General features: G+C 33.3%; 18 protein-coding genes. 5 read left to right on the top strand and 13 right to left on the bottom strand.

The genetic code is table 11. The features are described from left to right. Positions 1–20: 20 nt before the first annotated feature. A complete protein-coding gene (pepE, locus tag DMZ43_RS01620; RefSeq protein ID WP_131505939.1) occupies positions 21–728 on the bottom strand; it encodes a dipeptidase PepE in 708 nt (235 codons plus the stop codon). A gap of 150 nt (positions 729–878) precedes the next feature. Between pepE and DMZ43_RS01615 the strand changes: the two genes are divergently transcribed. From DMZ43_RS01615 to DMZ43_RS01600, 4 genes are all read left to right on the top strand, one after another. Continuing rightward, a complete protein-coding gene (locus DMZ43_RS01615; protein ID WP_161566721.1) occupies positions 879–1694 on the top strand; it encodes a carboxypeptidase-like regulatory domain-containing protein in 816 nt (271 codons plus the stop codon). After that, a complete protein-coding gene (locus tag DMZ43_RS01610) occupies positions 1672–2544 on the top strand; it encodes a carboxypeptidase-like regulatory domain-containing protein (RefSeq protein WP_131505937.1) in 873 nt (290 codons plus the stop codon). The genes DMZ43_RS01615 and DMZ43_RS01610 overlap by 23 nt, the downstream gene beginning before the upstream one ends. A gap of 52 nt (positions 2545–2596) precedes the next feature. After that, the gene (locus DMZ43_RS01605; RefSeq protein ID WP_129759246.1) at positions 2597–2884 is read left to right on the top strand and encodes a twin-arginine translocase TatA/TatE family subunit; all 288 of its coding nucleotides are present in this window, start codon (positions 2597–2599) and stop codon (positions 2882–2884) included. Between the two features lie 117 nt (positions 2885–3001). Beyond that, positions 3002–4507 (top strand): S8 family serine peptidase, encoded by a 1506-nt coding sequence (locus DMZ43_RS01600; protein WP_131505936.1) that lies wholly within the window; start codon positions 3002–3004, stop codon positions 4505–4507. A 64-nt stretch (positions 4508–4571) separates the two neighbouring features. Here the strand turns inward: DMZ43_RS01600 and DMZ43_RS01595 are convergent, their stop codons facing one another. From DMZ43_RS01595 to kynU, 12 genes are all read right to left on the bottom strand, one after another. Next, the gene (locus tag DMZ43_RS01595; protein ID WP_131505935.1) at positions 4572–4955 is read right to left on the bottom strand and encodes a DUF3037 domain-containing protein; all 384 of its coding nucleotides are present in this window, start codon (positions 4953–4955) and stop codon (positions 4572–4574) included. Then, positions 4945–5724 (bottom strand): HipA family kinase, encoded by a 780-nt coding sequence (locus DMZ43_RS01590; protein ID WP_131505934.1) that lies wholly within the window; start codon positions 5722–5724, stop codon positions 4945–4947. The genes DMZ43_RS01595 and DMZ43_RS01590 overlap by 11 nt, the downstream gene beginning before the upstream one ends. A 5-nt stretch (positions 5725–5729) precedes the next feature. Beyond that, on the bottom strand, positions 5730–6377 hold the full coding sequence (locus DMZ43_RS01585; RefSeq protein ID WP_131505933.1) for an O-methyltransferase: 648 nt from the start codon (positions 6375–6377) through the stop codon (positions 5730–5732). Positions 6378–6455: 78 nt separating this feature from the next. After that, positions 6456–6767: a GIY-YIG nuclease family protein gene (locus DMZ43_RS01580; RefSeq protein ID WP_131505932.1), complete on the bottom strand. Its 312-nt coding sequence runs from the start codon at positions 6765–6767 to the stop codon at positions 6456–6458. Positions 6768–6798: 31 nt separating this feature from the next. Next, entirely contained in the window at positions 6799–7881 is a 1083-nt protein-coding gene (locus DMZ43_RS01575) for an amidohydrolase family protein (protein WP_131505931.1), read from the bottom strand. 3 nt (positions 7882–7884) lie between these two features. After that, entirely contained in the window at positions 7885–8421 is a 537-nt protein-coding gene (locus DMZ43_RS01570) for a 3-hydroxyanthranilate 3,4-dioxygenase (RefSeq protein ID WP_131505930.1), read from the bottom strand. 24 nt (positions 8422–8445) lie between these two features. Beyond that, positions 8446–9228, bottom strand: a complete 783-nt coding sequence (locus DMZ43_RS01565) for an SDR family oxidoreductase (protein ID WP_131505929.1) — start codon at positions 9226–9228, stop codon at positions 8446–8448. Positions 9229–9303: 75 nt separating this feature from the next. Next, positions 9304–10743, bottom strand: a complete 1440-nt coding sequence (locus DMZ43_RS01560; RefSeq protein ID WP_131505928.1) for an aldehyde dehydrogenase — start codon at positions 10741–10743, stop codon at positions 9304–9306. Between the two features lie 64 nt (positions 10744–10807). Beyond that, positions 10808–11218: a RidA family protein gene (locus DMZ43_RS01555; RefSeq protein WP_131505927.1), complete on the bottom strand. Its 411-nt coding sequence runs from the start codon at positions 11216–11218 to the stop codon at positions 10808–10810. A gap of 98 nt (positions 11219–11316) precedes the next feature. Beyond that, complete coding sequence (locus tag DMZ43_RS01550) at positions 11317–12714, bottom strand: NAD(P)/FAD-dependent oxidoreductase (RefSeq protein ID WP_131505926.1); 1398 nt, start codon at positions 12712–12714, stop codon at positions 11317–11319. Between the two features lie 33 nt (positions 12715–12747). After that, positions 12748–13089, bottom strand: coding sequence for a hypothetical protein (locus DMZ43_RS01545; protein ID WP_131505925.1), 342 nt, complete (start codon positions 13087–13089; stop codon positions 12748–12750). Further along, complete coding sequence (kynU, locus tag DMZ43_RS01540; protein ID WP_131505924.1) at positions 13070–14353, bottom strand: kynureninase; 1284 nt, start codon at positions 14351–14353, stop codon at positions 13070–13072. Before kynU ends, DMZ43_RS01545 begins: the two co-directional genes overlap by 20 nt. A 137-nt stretch (positions 14354–14490) precedes the next feature. Between kynU and DMZ43_RS01535 the strand changes: the two genes are divergently transcribed. Continuing rightward, on the top strand, positions 14491–15879 hold the full coding sequence (locus DMZ43_RS01535; protein ID WP_131505923.1) for a HAMP domain-containing sensor histidine kinase: 1389 nt from the start codon (positions 14491–14493) through the stop codon (positions 15877–15879). Positions 15880–15944 lie beyond the last annotated feature (65 nt).

Below are 15944 nucleotides of genomic sequence, written 5' to 3'. Positions count from 1 at the left end.
TACTTTAAGTAAAGTCTTTTTTATTTTAAAGTGTTTAGTTCTGTACCAGTTTCTACTTCAAAAGGGGCTTTGTCATATTCAAAAACACGAGCATTCAATTCTCCTTTTAAAATAATAGAATCGCCTTTTACTTCAAGCCAGCTACCTTCTCTTAGTCCTACAACAGGTTGTGTGTTGAATTTATGAAATTCTTTTATTCGTGTCTCTCTGGTTTCTCCCATGTGAGTACTGCTTGGATCAGGATCTAAATAATGCGGATTGATATTAAAAGGTACAAAACCAAAGGTTTTAAAACTTGGTGGATATACAATAGGCATATCGTTGGTAGTATTAACTGTAAGACCGCAAATATTACTTCCTGCACTTGTTCCTAAATAAGGCGTGCCATTATTTACAACAGCTTTTATGGTTTCAATTAAATCATTTTTATAAAGCTGATTAACCAAAACAAAAGTGTTTCCGCCTCCTGTAAAAATCCCTTTTGCATCTTGTAATGCTTCTTTAGGGTTTTCAAATTCATGAATACCTTTAACAGATTTTCCAATCTTTGAAAAAGCATCATTTACTTTAGCTGTATATTCATCATGAGTTATGCCTCCAGGTCTTGCATAAGGAATAAAGAGTATTTCATTAGCATCCTTAAAAAAAAGTTTCAATTCTGGTAAAATATATTCTAAAGTGCCACTACCATGTACAGTAGATGTGCTGGCTATAATTATGTTTTTCATTAATGTTGTGTTTATACCAATTTTATTTTTTTTGGTATTGATTATTTTGTTGTAAATTTAAGTAAACATAGCTTTTAACAAAAGTTTATGTGTGTTTTGGAATTAAATTAAGATATGAAAACTTTTCTTTATAACATAAAACCAACCCTTATGCAAAAGTACCTATTTGTTATATTCATGTTAGTGTCTGTATTTCAGATGAGCGCCCAAAATCTCAAGCGTGTTGAGGTTAAAGGTAAAGTTGTGGTAGATAGTGATGATGTCATAGGAATTACGGTTTTTAATTCATCTTCAAATAGAGGAACGACTACTGACGAAAATGGAGAGTTTACCATTGCTGTGGCTTTAAACGATAGAGTTGAATTTGGAGCACTACAGTTTAAAGATTTTGAAATTGTAATTGACGAATATGTTATAGCATCAAAAAAGCTAACAGTTTTTTTGGTTGAAGAAGTAAACAAACTAGACGAAGTTGTTATTCTGCCTTATGACCTTACTGGAAATTTAACTTTAGATGTTGAAAGTGTAAGAACTTTTAACCCAAATATGGATCCAATTTATTTTGGTATTGACAACGTACACGAATATGAGTTTTCTGACGATATAAGATCACAGTCAGATAATATAGCAATGCATTCGCAGTCTCAAACGATGCAAAACGGACTTAACGTTATAAATGTGGTAGGGTTTTTATTAAAACCACTTTTTAAGTCTAAAGGAGAGAGAGCATCGACTCGCTCCAATGTTCCTGACATTCCAACAAGTACGTTTAAAGACCATTACACCGAAGAATTCTTATATCAAAATTTCAAGATTCCAAAGGATAAAATCAATGAATTTATAATTTATGTTGAAGACCATGGTTTAGACTATAGTTTGTTAGATAAAGGTAATGAACTTGAGTTTTTAGAATTTATAAGCCAAAAAAGTAAGCAGTTTTTAAATGAAACACCTCAAAAAGATTAAATTTAGTCTGTTTGAAAACTATTTATATGCTCCAAATTTTGCTGTGAAATCAAACTTGTTTTCTGCTAGAGCATCTATAGATGTATTCAGAAGAAGCTTACTTGTTTTTTCTCTTTTAACCGCTTTTGTAATGCAGTCGCAAACTGTTACACTTTTTGGTAAAGTGATAGCAAATGATGATGTTGAAGGTATTCATATTATAAATAAAACAGCAAGTAAATATACTACTACAGGTGAAAAAGGCGAGTTTGAAATTCCTGCAACGCTCAACGACACCATTATTGTTTCGGGTGTTAAATATTTAAGAGAAGAAATTGTCATTTCACAAAACCATATTAATTCCAAGTTGCTTGAAGTGAATCTTACTGAAAACGTTAATGAGTTAAACGAAGTTGTGGTTGGAAAAATCTTGTCAGGTGATTTAACTTCTGATATAAAAAACTCAGGTGTTGAACGAGATATAAACTTTTATGATGTTGGAATTCCTGGTTACACAGGAAAGCCAAAAACGCAAAGTGAACGAAGACTTTACGAAGCCCAAACTGGTAGTGGATTAATTCCTTTAAATCCAATTTTGAACTGGATTTCTGGTAGAACAAAACGATTAAAACACTTAATTGAATTGGAAAAACAAGATGTTCAAATGAATAGAGCTATATCAGAGTTTTCAGAAATGCTTTTTGAAATAGATGATTTGGATGAAGCCCAAAGAATGGAGTTTTTCTATTTCAGTTCAGAAGATCCAGAGTTTATGCAAATTGCAAAAGAAAAAAATGATATAAAACTGCTTGAGTTTTTACAAATTAAGCTTAAAGCTTACAAAGCAAACGTTAATTCTTCCCAAGATTAAAATTCAATGTTAAATAGTACGTTCTAATCTAACAACTCATTATATTTGCAAAGTGATACAAGCAGCTACATTTTTATTCATTGGTACTACAGAAGTTATGTTTATACTTGTTGTAGTGGTTTTGGTTTTTGGAGCCGACAAAATTCCTGAGATTGCCAAAGGCTTAGGAAAAGGTATGCGAGTTCTTCGCGATGCGTCAAACGATATTAAATCTGAAATTACTAAAAGCGCTGAACAAAATGGTATTGATACCAGTATTACTAAAGATGTTCAAGACGAAATTAACAAAGTGAAAGACGATTTAGAAGATTTCACAGGTTCGGTAAGGCGTAAATTGTAAATGTTATATTCGTAAAATTGTATTTAGTTTTTTATCGAAAACTAAGTTTTTCAATTAATTTTTTTAAGATTATTTAATATATTTAGAAAATCATTAACCATCTAAATATATATTTACATGAGAAGACTCTACGTTAAAGTCATTTTACTTTTGGCTATTACTGTGGTTTCCTGTTCTAAGGAAGATGCCACATTTCAAGAAGAAGACATTCAACAAGTATTTCCTGAAAATCCTTTAACCATTGAAGAAATTAATGCAACCATCAATGCAACTATTACCAATACAGGTGATTTTGATTGGAATGCTGCTGATACCCATTTTTTATGGAGTGCAGTAAAGCATGGGCAAAATTTACTTACTATTGGTTATGGAAGTGAAGGAGAATATTTTTCAGAAATTAGAACAAGAGACATTGAAAATAAAAAGGAAGCAGTATTAAATATTGTTTTGGAGCAAGAAGGTGTTGCTAAGGAAGATTTAAAACTTGTAGAACACGAAATTATTAATGTTATTGATGTGTATGTTGACAATATTAATACAATTGTAGCCCTTAAAAAGAGTCCTTATGTACGCTATTTAGAACCAAATGGTTACAATCAATTTGGAATGAGTGCAACTGCAAGATCAAGTTCAGGATGTAGCAAAAACGGAGAGTCAATAAACACCTCGCATTACACTACAGTTAGTCCTAACAATGCGCAAGTGTCTTGGCATTTTAGTGAGCATAACATTCCGCAAGCATGGAATTTAAGTACTGGCTCAGGAGTAACTATTGGATTGATTGATACTGGAGTATCACAATCACAATCGCTGTTGAATTCTAGTGGGTTTAACGATGGAGTTTCCAATGGACGTTTTGTTCAAAAGTATGGTACGTTTATAGATTCTGCTTGGTGGTGGAGTAGTAATTATGATGGACCACATGACAAGTGTGGGCATGGAACAGCAATGGCGTCTACTATGGCTGCTCCAAGAAACGATAACGGAATGCCAGTAGGTGTTGCTTATAACTCAAATTTGGTAGCTTATAGAGCAACTGAAGATGTGCTTTTAAATGATTACCATGAACGTAAAGGTGTGTCAGCTGCGTTAACCCAATTGGGAAATAGAAGTGATGTGAAAATTATTTCAATGTCTATTGGTTATGTATGGTCAATAGGAAATATTAAAGATGCTGTAAAATATGCTTACAGTAAAGGCAAACTTATTTTTGCAGCAGGAGGAACGTCAACCAGTTTTACTAATGGCTTTGGTGTAATTTTTCCAGCAACAATGAGCGAGACTGTTGCTGTAACAGGAGTTGATGATGGGAGTAATTATGAGCGTTGCGACACTTGCCATAGCGGAAGCAAAATAGATTTTACCATTATTATGGAAGGTGATAACAATACTAGTAAAGCACCACCAGTTTTAGGGTTTTACAATGGTGAGCGTCGTTATACAGGAGGTTCATCGGTTGCCACTGCAACAACTGCAGGTATTGCTGCTTTAGTATGGTCAAGATATCCTAATTGGAGCAGAACACAAGTACTAAACCGTTTAAAGACTTCATCAGATTTTTACCCAAATAAAAACGGAAGTTTTGGTTATGGTAATATTGATGCTTTACAAGCTGTACAATAATAAAAACACTTTATAAATTAAAAAAACCTCTCAGTATTGAGAGGTTTTTTGTTTGTATTGTTAGCTATAATACGTGCTTTTCAAAAATTTTATTTAATTCTTCTTCTGGATTATCGGTTAAACCAGAATGTGTTTTAGAACTTTGTATTACTGTGCTTCTTGAGGCTGCTAACCAACGAAATCTATCAGAAAGTTCAAATTGTCCAATTGCTCCAGATGAAGGTGAGCCTTTACAAATTAGTTCCCAAGATTTTAAGTGATTATTGATGTCTTCTTTGTCAAGTTCGCAAGAAAAAGCCTTTAACTTCTCATTGTCGACATGATATTTAACATTAAGAAATTTTTTTCGTTTAGAGTATAAAATGACTCCAACATTAAAAAACTCTTCACGTTCAACCTTTGGAACGAGTCTAATTATGGCATATTCAAAAGTGACTTTATCTTGCATTTTCGATTTCGTTTATTAGAGCATCAATGTTTGATAGTCTAGAAATTAAATAGCTCAAATAGGCTGTTCTTGTTTGACTTGGGTTTAACACATCAGATTCATTTAGTAGCCAATTTTCGGGTATTGTGTTAATAATGGTTTCTAACGTGTCTTTATTTAAAGCTTCAATGATTGTTTTTGAAGCTTCATCAAGACGTGTTGCCTGTTTAACTAATACATGGTCTTTTATAAGAGGAAATGTTCTTGTTAAATGACTTTCCCAAGTAGCCCAATTATGATGAAAATAGAAGCTAGCTCCATTATCAATAACCCATAATTCTTTATTCCAGTTAAGCAGATTTGTGTTTTTGGCTGTTCTGTCTATATTGCTAATAATACTATCTAATAATACAATTTTTGAAGCTGTTAAACTATCAACGTCAAACACTAAAGGATCGTAAGTAATAGAACTACTTAAATAATGTAATCCTAGATTTAAGCCTACACTAAATTTAAGTAAGTCTTGTATCTCTTCGTCAGGTTCTGTTTTGCTAAACGAATCGTCTAAATTCATAAAAACTAATTCAGGAACTTTTAAACCAATAGCACGTGCTATTTCACCTCCAATTAATTCGGAAATTAGTGTTTTTTTTCCTTGACCAGAACCTCTGAATTTTAGTACATAGAGAAAACCGTCGCTAGCTTCAACAATAGCAGGTAAAGAACCACCTTCTCTTAAAGGTGTAATATATTTTACAACATCAACAGTTCTTATGTCTAATGTGTTCATACTATTTATGATGGTAGTTTTCTACTTATTGTTAATCCGTCTCTTATTGGTAATAAAACGGTTTCTACTCTAGGGTCATTTTTTAAAAGCGCATTGTACTCTAGCAATGTTTTAGTTGAAGCATCATCAGGTTTTAGTGCTTCAATAACTTTTCCGCTCCACAACACGTTGTCTGATAAAATGATGCCACCAACGTTGAGTTTGTCAATAATGGTGTGAAAATAGTTTACATAATTTGGTTTATCAGCATCTATAAAAACTAAATCAAAAGTCTTATTTAGTTTTGGAATAATTTCCAGTGCATTACCTAAATGTTGATGAATTTGATTTCCGTACTCTGATTTGTCAAAATATTTTCTTTGAAAATCTACTAACTCTTCATTAATATCTATGGTGTCTAATTCACCATTACCTTGCATGCCTTCAGCTAAACATAAAGCCGAATAACCAGTGTAAGTACCTATTTCAAGGATGTTTTTTGGGTAAACCAATTTAGAAATCATGCTCAACACTCTACCTTGATAATGACCACTGAGCATTCGTGGTTGCAATATTTTTTGATAGGTTTCTCTAGTAAGTTGTTGTAGTAATTCTGGTTCGTTTTCAGAATGTGCAACTACGTAATCATCTAATTGTTGAGGTAAAAAGTGCATAATGTTTATTTGTAAATGTTAGGTTGACCACCACATTGAGTTTAGTCTAGTTTTGTCAGGTCGAGCGCAGTCGAGACCTTAAGGTTTATATTTTGAATGTGATGCATTTCTACATTCAGAAAGAATTTGTAATAAATTAAAATTTTCACTTGCAAGAGCTAATTTTTTCTTTCCACTCCATTTTTTAATTTTCTTTTCAAAATAGATAGCTTGATCAATATCATTAAATTTTTGATAAAAAATTAACTCTAAAGGTCTTCTTTTATAAGTGAAACAATCTTTATTTAAACCTTTTTGATGTTCTTCAAATCTTCTAGATATATTGTTTGTAATACCAGTATAAGTTAATCCATCAGAACATTTTAATATGTAAACATAGTATGATTTCATAATACCTCTCGACTGCGCTCGAGGAGACACGTTATCCTAAAATTCTATTAACCAATTTTTTCTTAGCATCTTCATCATCACCACATAACCATTGTATGACGTTATCTTCCCACATCGCATCACGTTCTTCTTCTGTAATTATATTTCGTTCTATAGCTAAATCCAAAATTTTACCAGGATAAGAAGACTGTTTAGCGCTTTCCATTTCTCCTAAAGGATAAGGGTCGTCTAATCCCATTAAAACCTGTTTAGAAGTTTGGTTTTTTATAAGTAATGATAAACTTCCTGTATCATGAACTAAGGTGTCAAAAAAGATGTTTTTGTGTCCAACTGCTTTTCTTGGGTGGTGTTTACCTTCAAATAAATCTGGTCGTCCATCAAATCCTTGTATACGTCTTCCTAAGTTTATCTGTGCCAACTGCCCACCATGAGCAAAACAAGTTCGCATATTTGGATATTTGTCTTGATAACCGTTTAAGGTTAAAAAGTGATACGCATCTGCACATTGGGCTAGCATCCAAATAAGGTGAAAACGCCATGAGGTGTTTTCTAGCTTTATAAATTTTTCACCATCGTAAGGGTGAATTTCTACAGCTAAATTATACTTGTTTGCAAGCTCAAAGATTGGTTCATTTTCTTCGTCAAAAATGCAACGCCAAGTACCTATTGTATCCATGTAGTGTGTAGGTAAGCATAGCAATTGTAGGCCTAATTCTTCTACACAACGTTCAATTTCCCAACAAGCACCACGTACAAATCCAGGATGCACTACAAAGCCACAAGTAAACTTGCTTGGGTTGTCATGTTGAATTTTAGCATTGAAATCATTTTGAAAACGTAAGGCTTGTTTCATTTCTTCAACACGTAATCCGTTTCCGTAGAGTTGAGAAAGGTTTAAAACGACTGCATGGTCTATTTTAAAACGCTCCATCCACGCTAATTTTTCATTGAGGAAGAAACTAGAATCAGTTACTGGTCGACTCCAATCTTTTTGAAGCATGAATTTTCGGTCTTTATCCACCCAAAAAATACCTTTGTCTTTCATGAACTTAGGGATTTCTTCAGGATAAGGAAGTAAGTGTGAGTGACCGTTTATACGAAGTTTACGTTTCATAAGTTATTCTTCTATCTGAACTTTTTTTGGTGGCTGCATTACATTTCCACAGTTAGGACAACTGCGTTTACCAGAATCACCATAATATTTATCAAAAATTTTAGGCATATCAGTTTCAATATTGTCTAGAGTAAAATCTTCTTCATACAGTTTTGTTGTGCAGTTTTCACAAAACCACAGCAAAGCATCTTTTACACCTTCTTCTCGAGGGTATTCTATAACCAATCCAACTGTGTTAGCGCCACGTTGAGGTGAGTGTGGTACTTTAGGTGGTAATAAAAACATTTCTCCTTCACGTATATGAATATCTTTAGGCTCGCCTTCATCAATAACTTTTAGTGTAATATCTCCTTCAACTTGATAGAAAAACTCAGGAGTTTCATTATAATGATAATCTTTTCTGCTGTTTGGTCCACCAACAACCATAACAATAAAATCACCATCTTTCCAAACTACTTTATTGCCAACAGGAGGCTTTAATAAGTGACGGTTTTCTTCAATCCATTCTTTAAAATTTATGGGAGGATATAATTTACTCATGACGTTTGATTTTATGTTATAAAGTTACAAAGATTTTGTTCGTCCACCATCAACAGGAAGGTTAATTCCGTTAATGTAACTCGCCTTTTCACTTGCTAAAAAGGTGATGGCTGCAGCTAGTTCTTCAGGTTTTGCAAACCGTTTTGCTGGTACAGCGCTTTTCATCGCATTAGCAGCATCTTCTTCTGTTTTACCAGTTTTAGCGCTTTTGTTTTTAATAATTTCAGTTAAACGTTCTGTTCCTGTTGCTCCAGGTAACACATTGTTTACGGTAATGCCAAATTGTCCAAGCTCGTTAGCCAAGGTTTTGCTCCAGTTGGCTACAGCACCACGAATGGTATTACTTACACCAAGTCCGTCTAATGGCTGTTTTACAGATGTTGAAATTACATTAATAATACGTCCATATTCTTCATCTTTCATAAACGGAACAACCGCTTGTGCTAATACATGATTGCATTTTAAATGCTGTGTAAAGGCATTTTCAAATTCTTCTATTTTAGCATCAAAAACTGGTCCACCAGCTGGTCCACCAGTATTGTTTACTAACACATGAAATCCGTGATTATTCTTAATATAGCTTTCTACTTTTTCTTTTAATTCCATCGGATTAGAAAAATCGGCTACGATATAATCGTGGTTTCTGTGTTTTGGTAATTCGTCTAAAACAGCTTTTAGCTTGTCTTCGTTTCTTGCTACTAGTGTGATATTTGCACCTTCTTCAGCTAAAGCTAAAGCAGTTGCTTTACCAATTCCTGCTGTGCTACCACATACTAGCGCGTATTTGTTGTTTAGTTTTAAGTCCATAATAACTTCCTGCGTAGGCAGGAATCTTTTTAGTTTATATTGTTAAATGAGATTCCTGCTTTCGCAGGAATGACATTAATACTTTATACAAATATTCTTAGCCTCAGTAAAAAAGCGTAAAGCTTCAAATCCACCTTCGCGACCAACTCCGCTTGCTTTTACACCACCAAAAGGTGTACGTAAATCGCGCATCATCCAAGTGTTCACCCATACAATGCCTGCATGTAATTGGTTGCTCAATCGCATTGTTCGATTTAAGTTATTGGTCCAAAGTGTTGCTGATAATCCGTATTTTACTTTATTAGCCATGTTTAAAACGTCATCTTCAGTTTTAAATGGCATAATGGTAACTACTGGACCAAAGATTTCTTCTTGGTTTACTCGACAATCGTCTGTTTTTACCTCTATAACTGTAGGTTGTAAATAGTAACCATTTTCGTAACCTTTAACAGTAACTTCGTTTCCGCCACATAAAATAGTTGCACCTTCTTCTTTAGCAATTTCGATGTAGCTTTTTACCTTTTCGAGATGCGGTTTTGAAACTAATGCTCCAATGTTTGTGTCTTTTTCAGAAGGATGACCAACTTTCAAACTTTTAACTTTTTCGACAAAATCAGTTTTGAATTTGTCATAGATAGTTTCTTCTACAAAAATTCGGCTTCCGCATAAACAAATTTGACCTTGATTGGCAAACGATGAACGTACGGTTGTGTTCAACATGTCGTCATAATCACAATCGGCAAATATGATGTTTGGGTTTTTTCCGCCTAATTCTAAAGACAGTTTTTTAAACATTGGTGCAGCGACTTTGGCAATATGTGCACCAGTTGCAGTTCCACCAGTAAAGCTAATGGCTTTGATATTTGGGTGCTCTACAATGGCTTGACCTGTTGATGTTCCTAAACCGTGAACAATATTTAAAACGCCTTTTGGTAATCCTGCTTCATTGCAAATTTCGCCTAACAAATACGCTGTCATTGGTGTGATTTCACTTGGTTTGGTAACTACGCAATTACCTGCTGCTATTGCTGGTGCGATTTTCCAAGTAAAGAGATATAGTGGTAAATTCCATGGACTAATGCAGCCTACAACACCAATAGGTTGGCGAAGTGTATAATTTACAGCGTTTTGACCAACGCTTTCGTGACTTTCACTTGCAAATTGTGTAATGGCATTTCCAAAAAACCTAAAATTACTTGCAGCTCTAGGTATATCAACCATTTTAGCAAGACTTACTGGTTTTCCGTTGTCTTTACTTTCGGCTTCTGCAAAACGGTCTAAATTGGCTTCTAGTAATTCTGAAATTTTAATTAGAATTCTGCTACGTTCTTCTAAAGTAGTTTGACTCCAACTAGGAAAAGCAGATTTAGCGCTTTGATAAGCTTGGTCTACATCGTCTTTTGATGAGTTTGGAATTTGTCCATAAACTTCACCGTTTGAAGGATTGTAGTTGTCAATCCACTGATTGCTTTCTGGATTTGTGAATTCGCCGTTTATGTAGTTTTTGATGTTCATTTTATTCACAGATAATAGAGAAAAGAGTATAGAAAATAGAGTTTTTGTCTTTCCTCTCTGTTCTTTACTCTTTTCTTTTGTACGCCATCACCTTAATCTCAACCACCAAATCTGGATGTGGTAATTGATGAACCGCAACGGTTGTTCTTGTTGGTCCAGTTTCTTTATCAAAAAATTCAGCGTAAGCTTTATTATAATCAGCAAAGTCATTCATGTTCACTAGAAACGATGTGACATCAACCACATCTTTTAAGCTCGCTCCAACGGTTTGTAGATTTTTGTCAATATTTTTTAAAACCTCTTGTGTTTGGGTGTAAGCGTTTAATCGTTTTGTACCCATTTCATCTATACTATCAACACCAGCAATAGTGTTGTCTTTTCTGCGCGAACTTGTACCTGATACAAATATAAAATCGCCTACTATTTTTACATGTGGATAAGCGCCTCTTGGTGTTACGTTTGTTCCTTCGTTCATAATGTGTTTATCTTTTTGTCATTCTGAACTTGATTCAGAATCTATTCATGTTTCTTTGAGGTTAAAATGGATTCCGCATCGTAGTGCGGAATGACAACCTACTTCAATCCAGCAATTCTATCGTCTTCTAAAATGTTTTCGGTTTCAGTTTTTACCTTTTCTAAATTCAATTTTAAATCGTCTTGAATATTCAATTTGCCATCTGCTAGCATATTAAGTATTGCTTTGTCTTGTGCGCGACCTCTTAACATGGCTTCTCTATAACCAATGTCTTCGTTAAAAGTTACTAGAGAATACTTTGAAGAATAGTCATTAGGAAAATGCTTTTCTAAAGCCATTTCTAAAGTGCGTTTTTCTCTAAAGTTTGCATGATTAACATGACCTTTCATTTCGTGAAAATTATCGATAGCTAAGTCAGCAATGGCATCAGTATCTTTTTTACGAGATTTTTCATAAATCTTGAAAATGGTTTCCCAATCGTCATGACCTTCATCTAGGACTTTATCAAATTCTACAACATCTTCAAAGGAAGCATTCATACCTTGACCATAAAACGGAACAATAGCATGTGCAGCATCTCCCATTAAAAGCGTATTGCCTTTGTAATGCCAAGGCGAACATTTTACTGTGCCGAGAGGTGATGTTGGGTTTTCAAAGAAATCGTCAACAAGATTAGGCATGAGCTCTAGAGCGTCTTTAAAATATTTTTCGAAGAACTCTAGAACACGCTCTTTTGTGGTTAGATTATTGAAATTGTATTCGCCTTCATCATAGCTTAAAAATAGCGTTACTGTAAAACTACCATCGAGATTTGGTAATGCTATAAGCATAAACGATTCGCGTCCCCAAATATGTAACGCATTTTTATAGGTTTTATAGCTTCCGTTTTCACCAGGAAGAATACTTAATTCTTTATAGCCATGTGTTAACCAATCTTGCGAAAAACTAAAGAGAAACTTTTTTCCCAAATAATAACTTTTTCGCATTGCAGAACCTGCTCCATCAGTAGCAATAATTACATCTGCGTCTTCAACAAATTCAGTGTTGTTTGTGTAATCTTTAAATAGAGCTGTCGTTTTTTCGAAATCTACCGATTTACATTTTCTGTTGAAGTAAATGGAAACATTTTCATGCTTTTCAGCTTCGTCAAGTAAAAGTGCATTGAGTTCACCTCTTGAAATAGAATTTATAAACTCATGTTCGCGACCACTATAAGGTGCTAAAACAGTATTGCCTTCTATGTCATGAAGCATACGACCATTCATAGGAATACAAAGGTCTTTTACTTTGTCTTCAATGCCAACTAGTTTCATGGCTTTGTTGCCACGATCAGAAAAAGCTAGGTTTATGGAACGACCTGCAGAAATATCTACTTTACGTAAATCAGGACGCATTTCCATAACAGTGACGTTAAAACCTCTTTGTCCTAAGCGTAATGCTAATAGTGAACCGCAAAGTCCTGCGCCAATAATGAGTATGTTTTGTTGTTTAGTCATGTTTGTCATTCCTGCGAAGGCAGGAATCTTTATTTAATTATTTAATTTACTTTTTAAATATTGGATTTCCTTATATGAAATTCTAAAATTATTTAAATTAATAAATTGTTTAAGGCTATCGTTATCTTCAAAACTTAAGTTGTGATTTAATGGATTGAATTTAATTTTTGAAAAATTAGTGTACTCTTTGTTTTTTATAACCTTGCTTTTTGATACAAGTAATATTCTCTTATTTGTTATTATTAAAATATCTTTTCTATTTGTTAAAAGACCTAGTAAAGTCAAATGTTCTAATAAACTTTCCTCTGATTTTTTAACAAGCTTTATTAGTATATCTTCATTTTTAATTATAGAATCAACTAATTTGTTTCTCATTTAGAATAGTCTTTAATTTCTCAACCATTCTATACACATCTTCAAATGTGTTGTACAATGGTACAGGAGCACAACGAATAACGTCAGGTTCTCTCCAGTCGGTTATAATATGAGCTTCGGTTAATTTTTTATGTAAACTTTTATCAGCATTTTTTACTTGAATAGAAAGTTGACAACCTCTTTCGTTTGGGTTAGATGGTGTAATGATTTTTATTTGGTCATTATTTAATTCATTCAATAAAAATTCAAAATAACCAGTTAGTTGTTCTGATTTTTTACGAAGCGCATCCATACCAACTTCGTTAAACATATCTAACGATGCTTTTATAGCAGCCATTGATAAAATTGGAGGATTACTGAGTTGCCAACCCTCAGCGCCTGGAATAACATCTAGCGGTTGGCGCATGTTGAATCGTGTAGATTTGTTGTGACTCCACCAACCAGCAAAACGTTTTAGTTTTGTATTGTGTGCATGTTTTTCGTGTACAAAAAGACCTGCTAAACTTCCTGGTCCTGAGTTTAAATATTTATAAGTACACCAAGCAGCAAAATCGACTCCAGAATTGTGTAAATCTGGTTGAATGTTTCCTGCACCATGCGCTAAATCGATACCAACCATACAGTTTTTGGTGTGACCTAACTCAGCAATTTTTTTTATGTCCAAATATTGTCCTGTGTAGTAATTTACACCACCAATAAGTAGTAATGCAATTTCATCACCTTGTTCGTTTAGTATAGCCTCTAAATCTTCAATGTTTAAAAGTTCTTCTCCTTTTCGAGGTTTCCATTCAATTAAACCTTCATTTGCATCAAACCCATGAAATTCTAATTGTGTTTGTACAGCATATCTATCGCTAGGAAAAGCATCACTTTCAATAACTATTTTATATTTAGTTTTTGTAGGTTGATAAAAACTAACCATTAACAAGTGAAGGTTGGTGGTAAGTGTGTTCATTACAACCACCTCAATAGGTTTTGCGCCTACAATTTTTGCCATAGAATCAGTTAAAAACTCATGATAAGGCATCCAAGGGTTTTTGGCTTCAAAATGACCTTCAACACCAAAATCAGCCCAATCATCTAACTCTTGTTGAATATACTTTTTTGTGTTTTTTGGTTGTAATCCTAATGAGTTTCCTGTAAAATATAACCAATCGTTTCCATGTTTGTCTTTTGGGATGTGGAATTGGTTTCTGTAGTGTGATATTGCGTCATTTTGGTCCTGTTCTCTTGCAAAATCAAGCCCTAATTTATAATTGGTCAATTGAATAAAATTTTGTGTTGTTAACAAAAATAAGAATTATTTTATGCACTTATGGTTATAAATACAGTATATAGCTTTAGAATTGAGTAGATTTGTATTAAATAGATTTGTTCGCCCCAGACTAACACCTCATTACAATGCTAAAAAATCTTTGGTTTTCATATAGAAAGTGGTACATAAACTACCTTGGGTTACAAAATCACAAGCTTGAAACCGATAGATTGTCTTATTATAGAGATAACCTTTTCATATCTATATTTACACTAACCATTGTGCTTGGAGCTATTTCTTATATCCCAAGTATTACTGCTGCGATTATTTTAGATAAATGGTTTGTGTTTTATGCAGATACTATTGCATTTGCTGTTTTATTGTTTGCTTTTTTTTATAAAAGTTTTAGTTTAAGTGTTAGAAAACAAGTGTTTACTGTAACTTTTTTCTTGCTTTCTTTTGGACTGGTTTTAGATTTAGGTCTGGGAGGTAATGGCCCAATTTTACTGTTTATGCTTAGTGTTTTGGTTACATTGTATAGTAGTACTAAGTCTGGAGTTAATTCGGTTTTGTTTACAGCTCTGTTTTATTCTATTGTCTTGTTGGTTAAGTATTTTAATATTGTTGAAATTACTTTTTTTCTAGAAGGACCTTTTGAAGGTCTAGTTATTGTTTTTACCAATAATGTTATTTTTAGTTTGCTTACAGTATATTCTGTTTCTTTTTTAATTAAGCAACTACATAAAGCATTTGTTAAGGAAAACCAACTTCAAGAAATGCTTAAAAAAGAGCATGAGATTACTATTAATGCAAAAAATGAAGCTGAACGCTCAAATAAGCTTAAAACAGCCTTTTTAAGCAACATGAGTCATGAAATTAAAACACCAATGTATGGTATTGTTGGTAGTGCAAATCTATTGAAATCTAATACGGCTTCTAATGAAGAGAATGATCAGTATTTCAGTATTATTGAAGATAATAGCAATTTGTTGCTAAACATGTTTAATGATGTTTTAGAGATTTCAAAATTAGAAAGTGGTAATGTGGCTCTCAATATTTCGAGCATTAATATTTACAAATTGATAGATGACCTCAGAAGTGAGTTTGCTAAGAAAGCTATGGAAAAAGATATCCAATTATCTGTAAATTTTAATTGTGACACTAACTATAGCCTAATGAGCGATGAAGAAAAGCTAAAGAAAACATTAAGCCATATTATCGACAATGCAATAAAATTTTCAGGACATAAGAGTAAAGTGATTATATATTGTAATTATTTAAATTCTAATGCAATTGAATTTGTAATAAAAGATAATGGTATAGGCATATCTAAAGATCAATTAAATCAAGTGCATTTGCCTTTTTTTATCACTGATTTAGATAATAAAGCAGGCATACATGGTACAGGGTTAGGGTTAGCTATAGCAAAAGCTTATATAGAAAATCTTGGAGGTCAACTACATATTAAAAGTGAATTAGGCGAAGGAACTGAAGTGTCTTTTCAGTTAATGGATTATAATAAAAAAGCGCCTTGAAGAAACAAGGCGCTTGCTGAATATATATAGACGCTTAAAGCGGGATATTTTATACAATGTATACG

The sequence above is a fragment of the Meridianimaribacter sp. CL38 genome (assembly GCF_004328055.1).
In the GTDB taxonomy this organism is placed as follows: domain Bacteria; phylum Bacteroidota; class Bacteroidia; order Flavobacteriales; family Flavobacteriaceae; genus Gaetbulibacter_B; species Gaetbulibacter_B jejuensis.
This window is presented reverse-complemented; position numbering and strand designations above follow the sequence as displayed.

Bases quoted from the DNA above. Each gene is read 5' to 3' on its own strand.
- DMZ43_RS01590 (WP_131505934.1), bottom strand. From the start codon at position 5,724: ATGAACACATTAGACATAAGAACTGTTGATGTTGTAAAATATATTACA.
- DMZ43_RS01580 (WP_131505932.1), bottom strand. From the start codon at position 6,767: ATGAAATCATACTATGTTTACATATTAAAATGTTCTGATGGATTAACT.
- pepE (WP_131505939.1), bottom strand. From the start codon at position 728: ATGAAAAACATAATTATAGCCAGCACATCTACTGTACATGGTAGTGGC.
- DMZ43_RS01555 (WP_131505927.1), bottom strand. From the start codon at position 11,218: ATGAACGAAGGAACAAACGTAACACCAAGAGGCGCTTATCCACATGTA.
- DMZ43_RS01535 (WP_131505923.1), top strand. From the start codon at position 14,491: ATGCTAAAAAATCTTTGGTTTTCATATAGAAAGTGGTACATAAACTAC.
- DMZ43_RS01560 (WP_131505928.1), bottom strand. From the start codon at position 10,743: ATGAACATCAAAAACTACATAAACGGCGAATTCACAAATCCAGAAAGC.
- DMZ43_RS01610 (WP_131505937.1), top strand. From the start codon at position 1,672: ATGAAACACCTCAAAAAGATTAAATTTAGTCTGTTTGAAAACTATTTA.
- DMZ43_RS01550 (WP_131505926.1), bottom strand. From the start codon at position 12,714: ATGACTAAACAACAAAACATACTCATTATTGGCGCAGGACTTTGCGGT.
- DMZ43_RS01570 (WP_131505930.1), bottom strand. From the start codon at position 8,421: ATGAGTAAATTATATCCTCCCATAAATTTTAAAGAATGGATTGAAGAA.
- DMZ43_RS01545 (WP_131505925.1), bottom strand. From the start codon at position 13,089: ATGAGAAACAAATTAGTTGATTCTATAATTAAAAATGAAGATATACTA.
- DMZ43_RS01600 (WP_131505936.1), top strand. From the start codon at position 3,002: ATGAGAAGACTCTACGTTAAAGTCATTTTACTTTTGGCTATTACTGTG.
- DMZ43_RS01615 (WP_161566721.1), top strand. From the start codon at position 879: ATGCAAAAGTACCTATTTGTTATATTCATGTTAGTGTCTGTATTTCAG.
- DMZ43_RS01595 (WP_131505935.1), bottom strand. From the start codon at position 4,955: ATGCAAGATAAAGTCACTTTTGAATATGCCATAATTAGACTCGTTCCA.
- DMZ43_RS01575 (WP_131505931.1), bottom strand. From the start codon at position 7,881: ATGAAACGTAAACTTCGTATAAACGGTCACTCACACTTACTTCCTTAT.
- DMZ43_RS01585 (WP_131505933.1), bottom strand. From the start codon at position 6,377: ATGCACTTTTTACCTCAACAATTAGATGATTACGTAGTTGCACATTCT.
- DMZ43_RS01565 (WP_131505929.1), bottom strand. From the start codon at position 9,228: ATGGACTTAAAACTAAACAACAAATACGCGCTAGTATGTGGTAGCACA.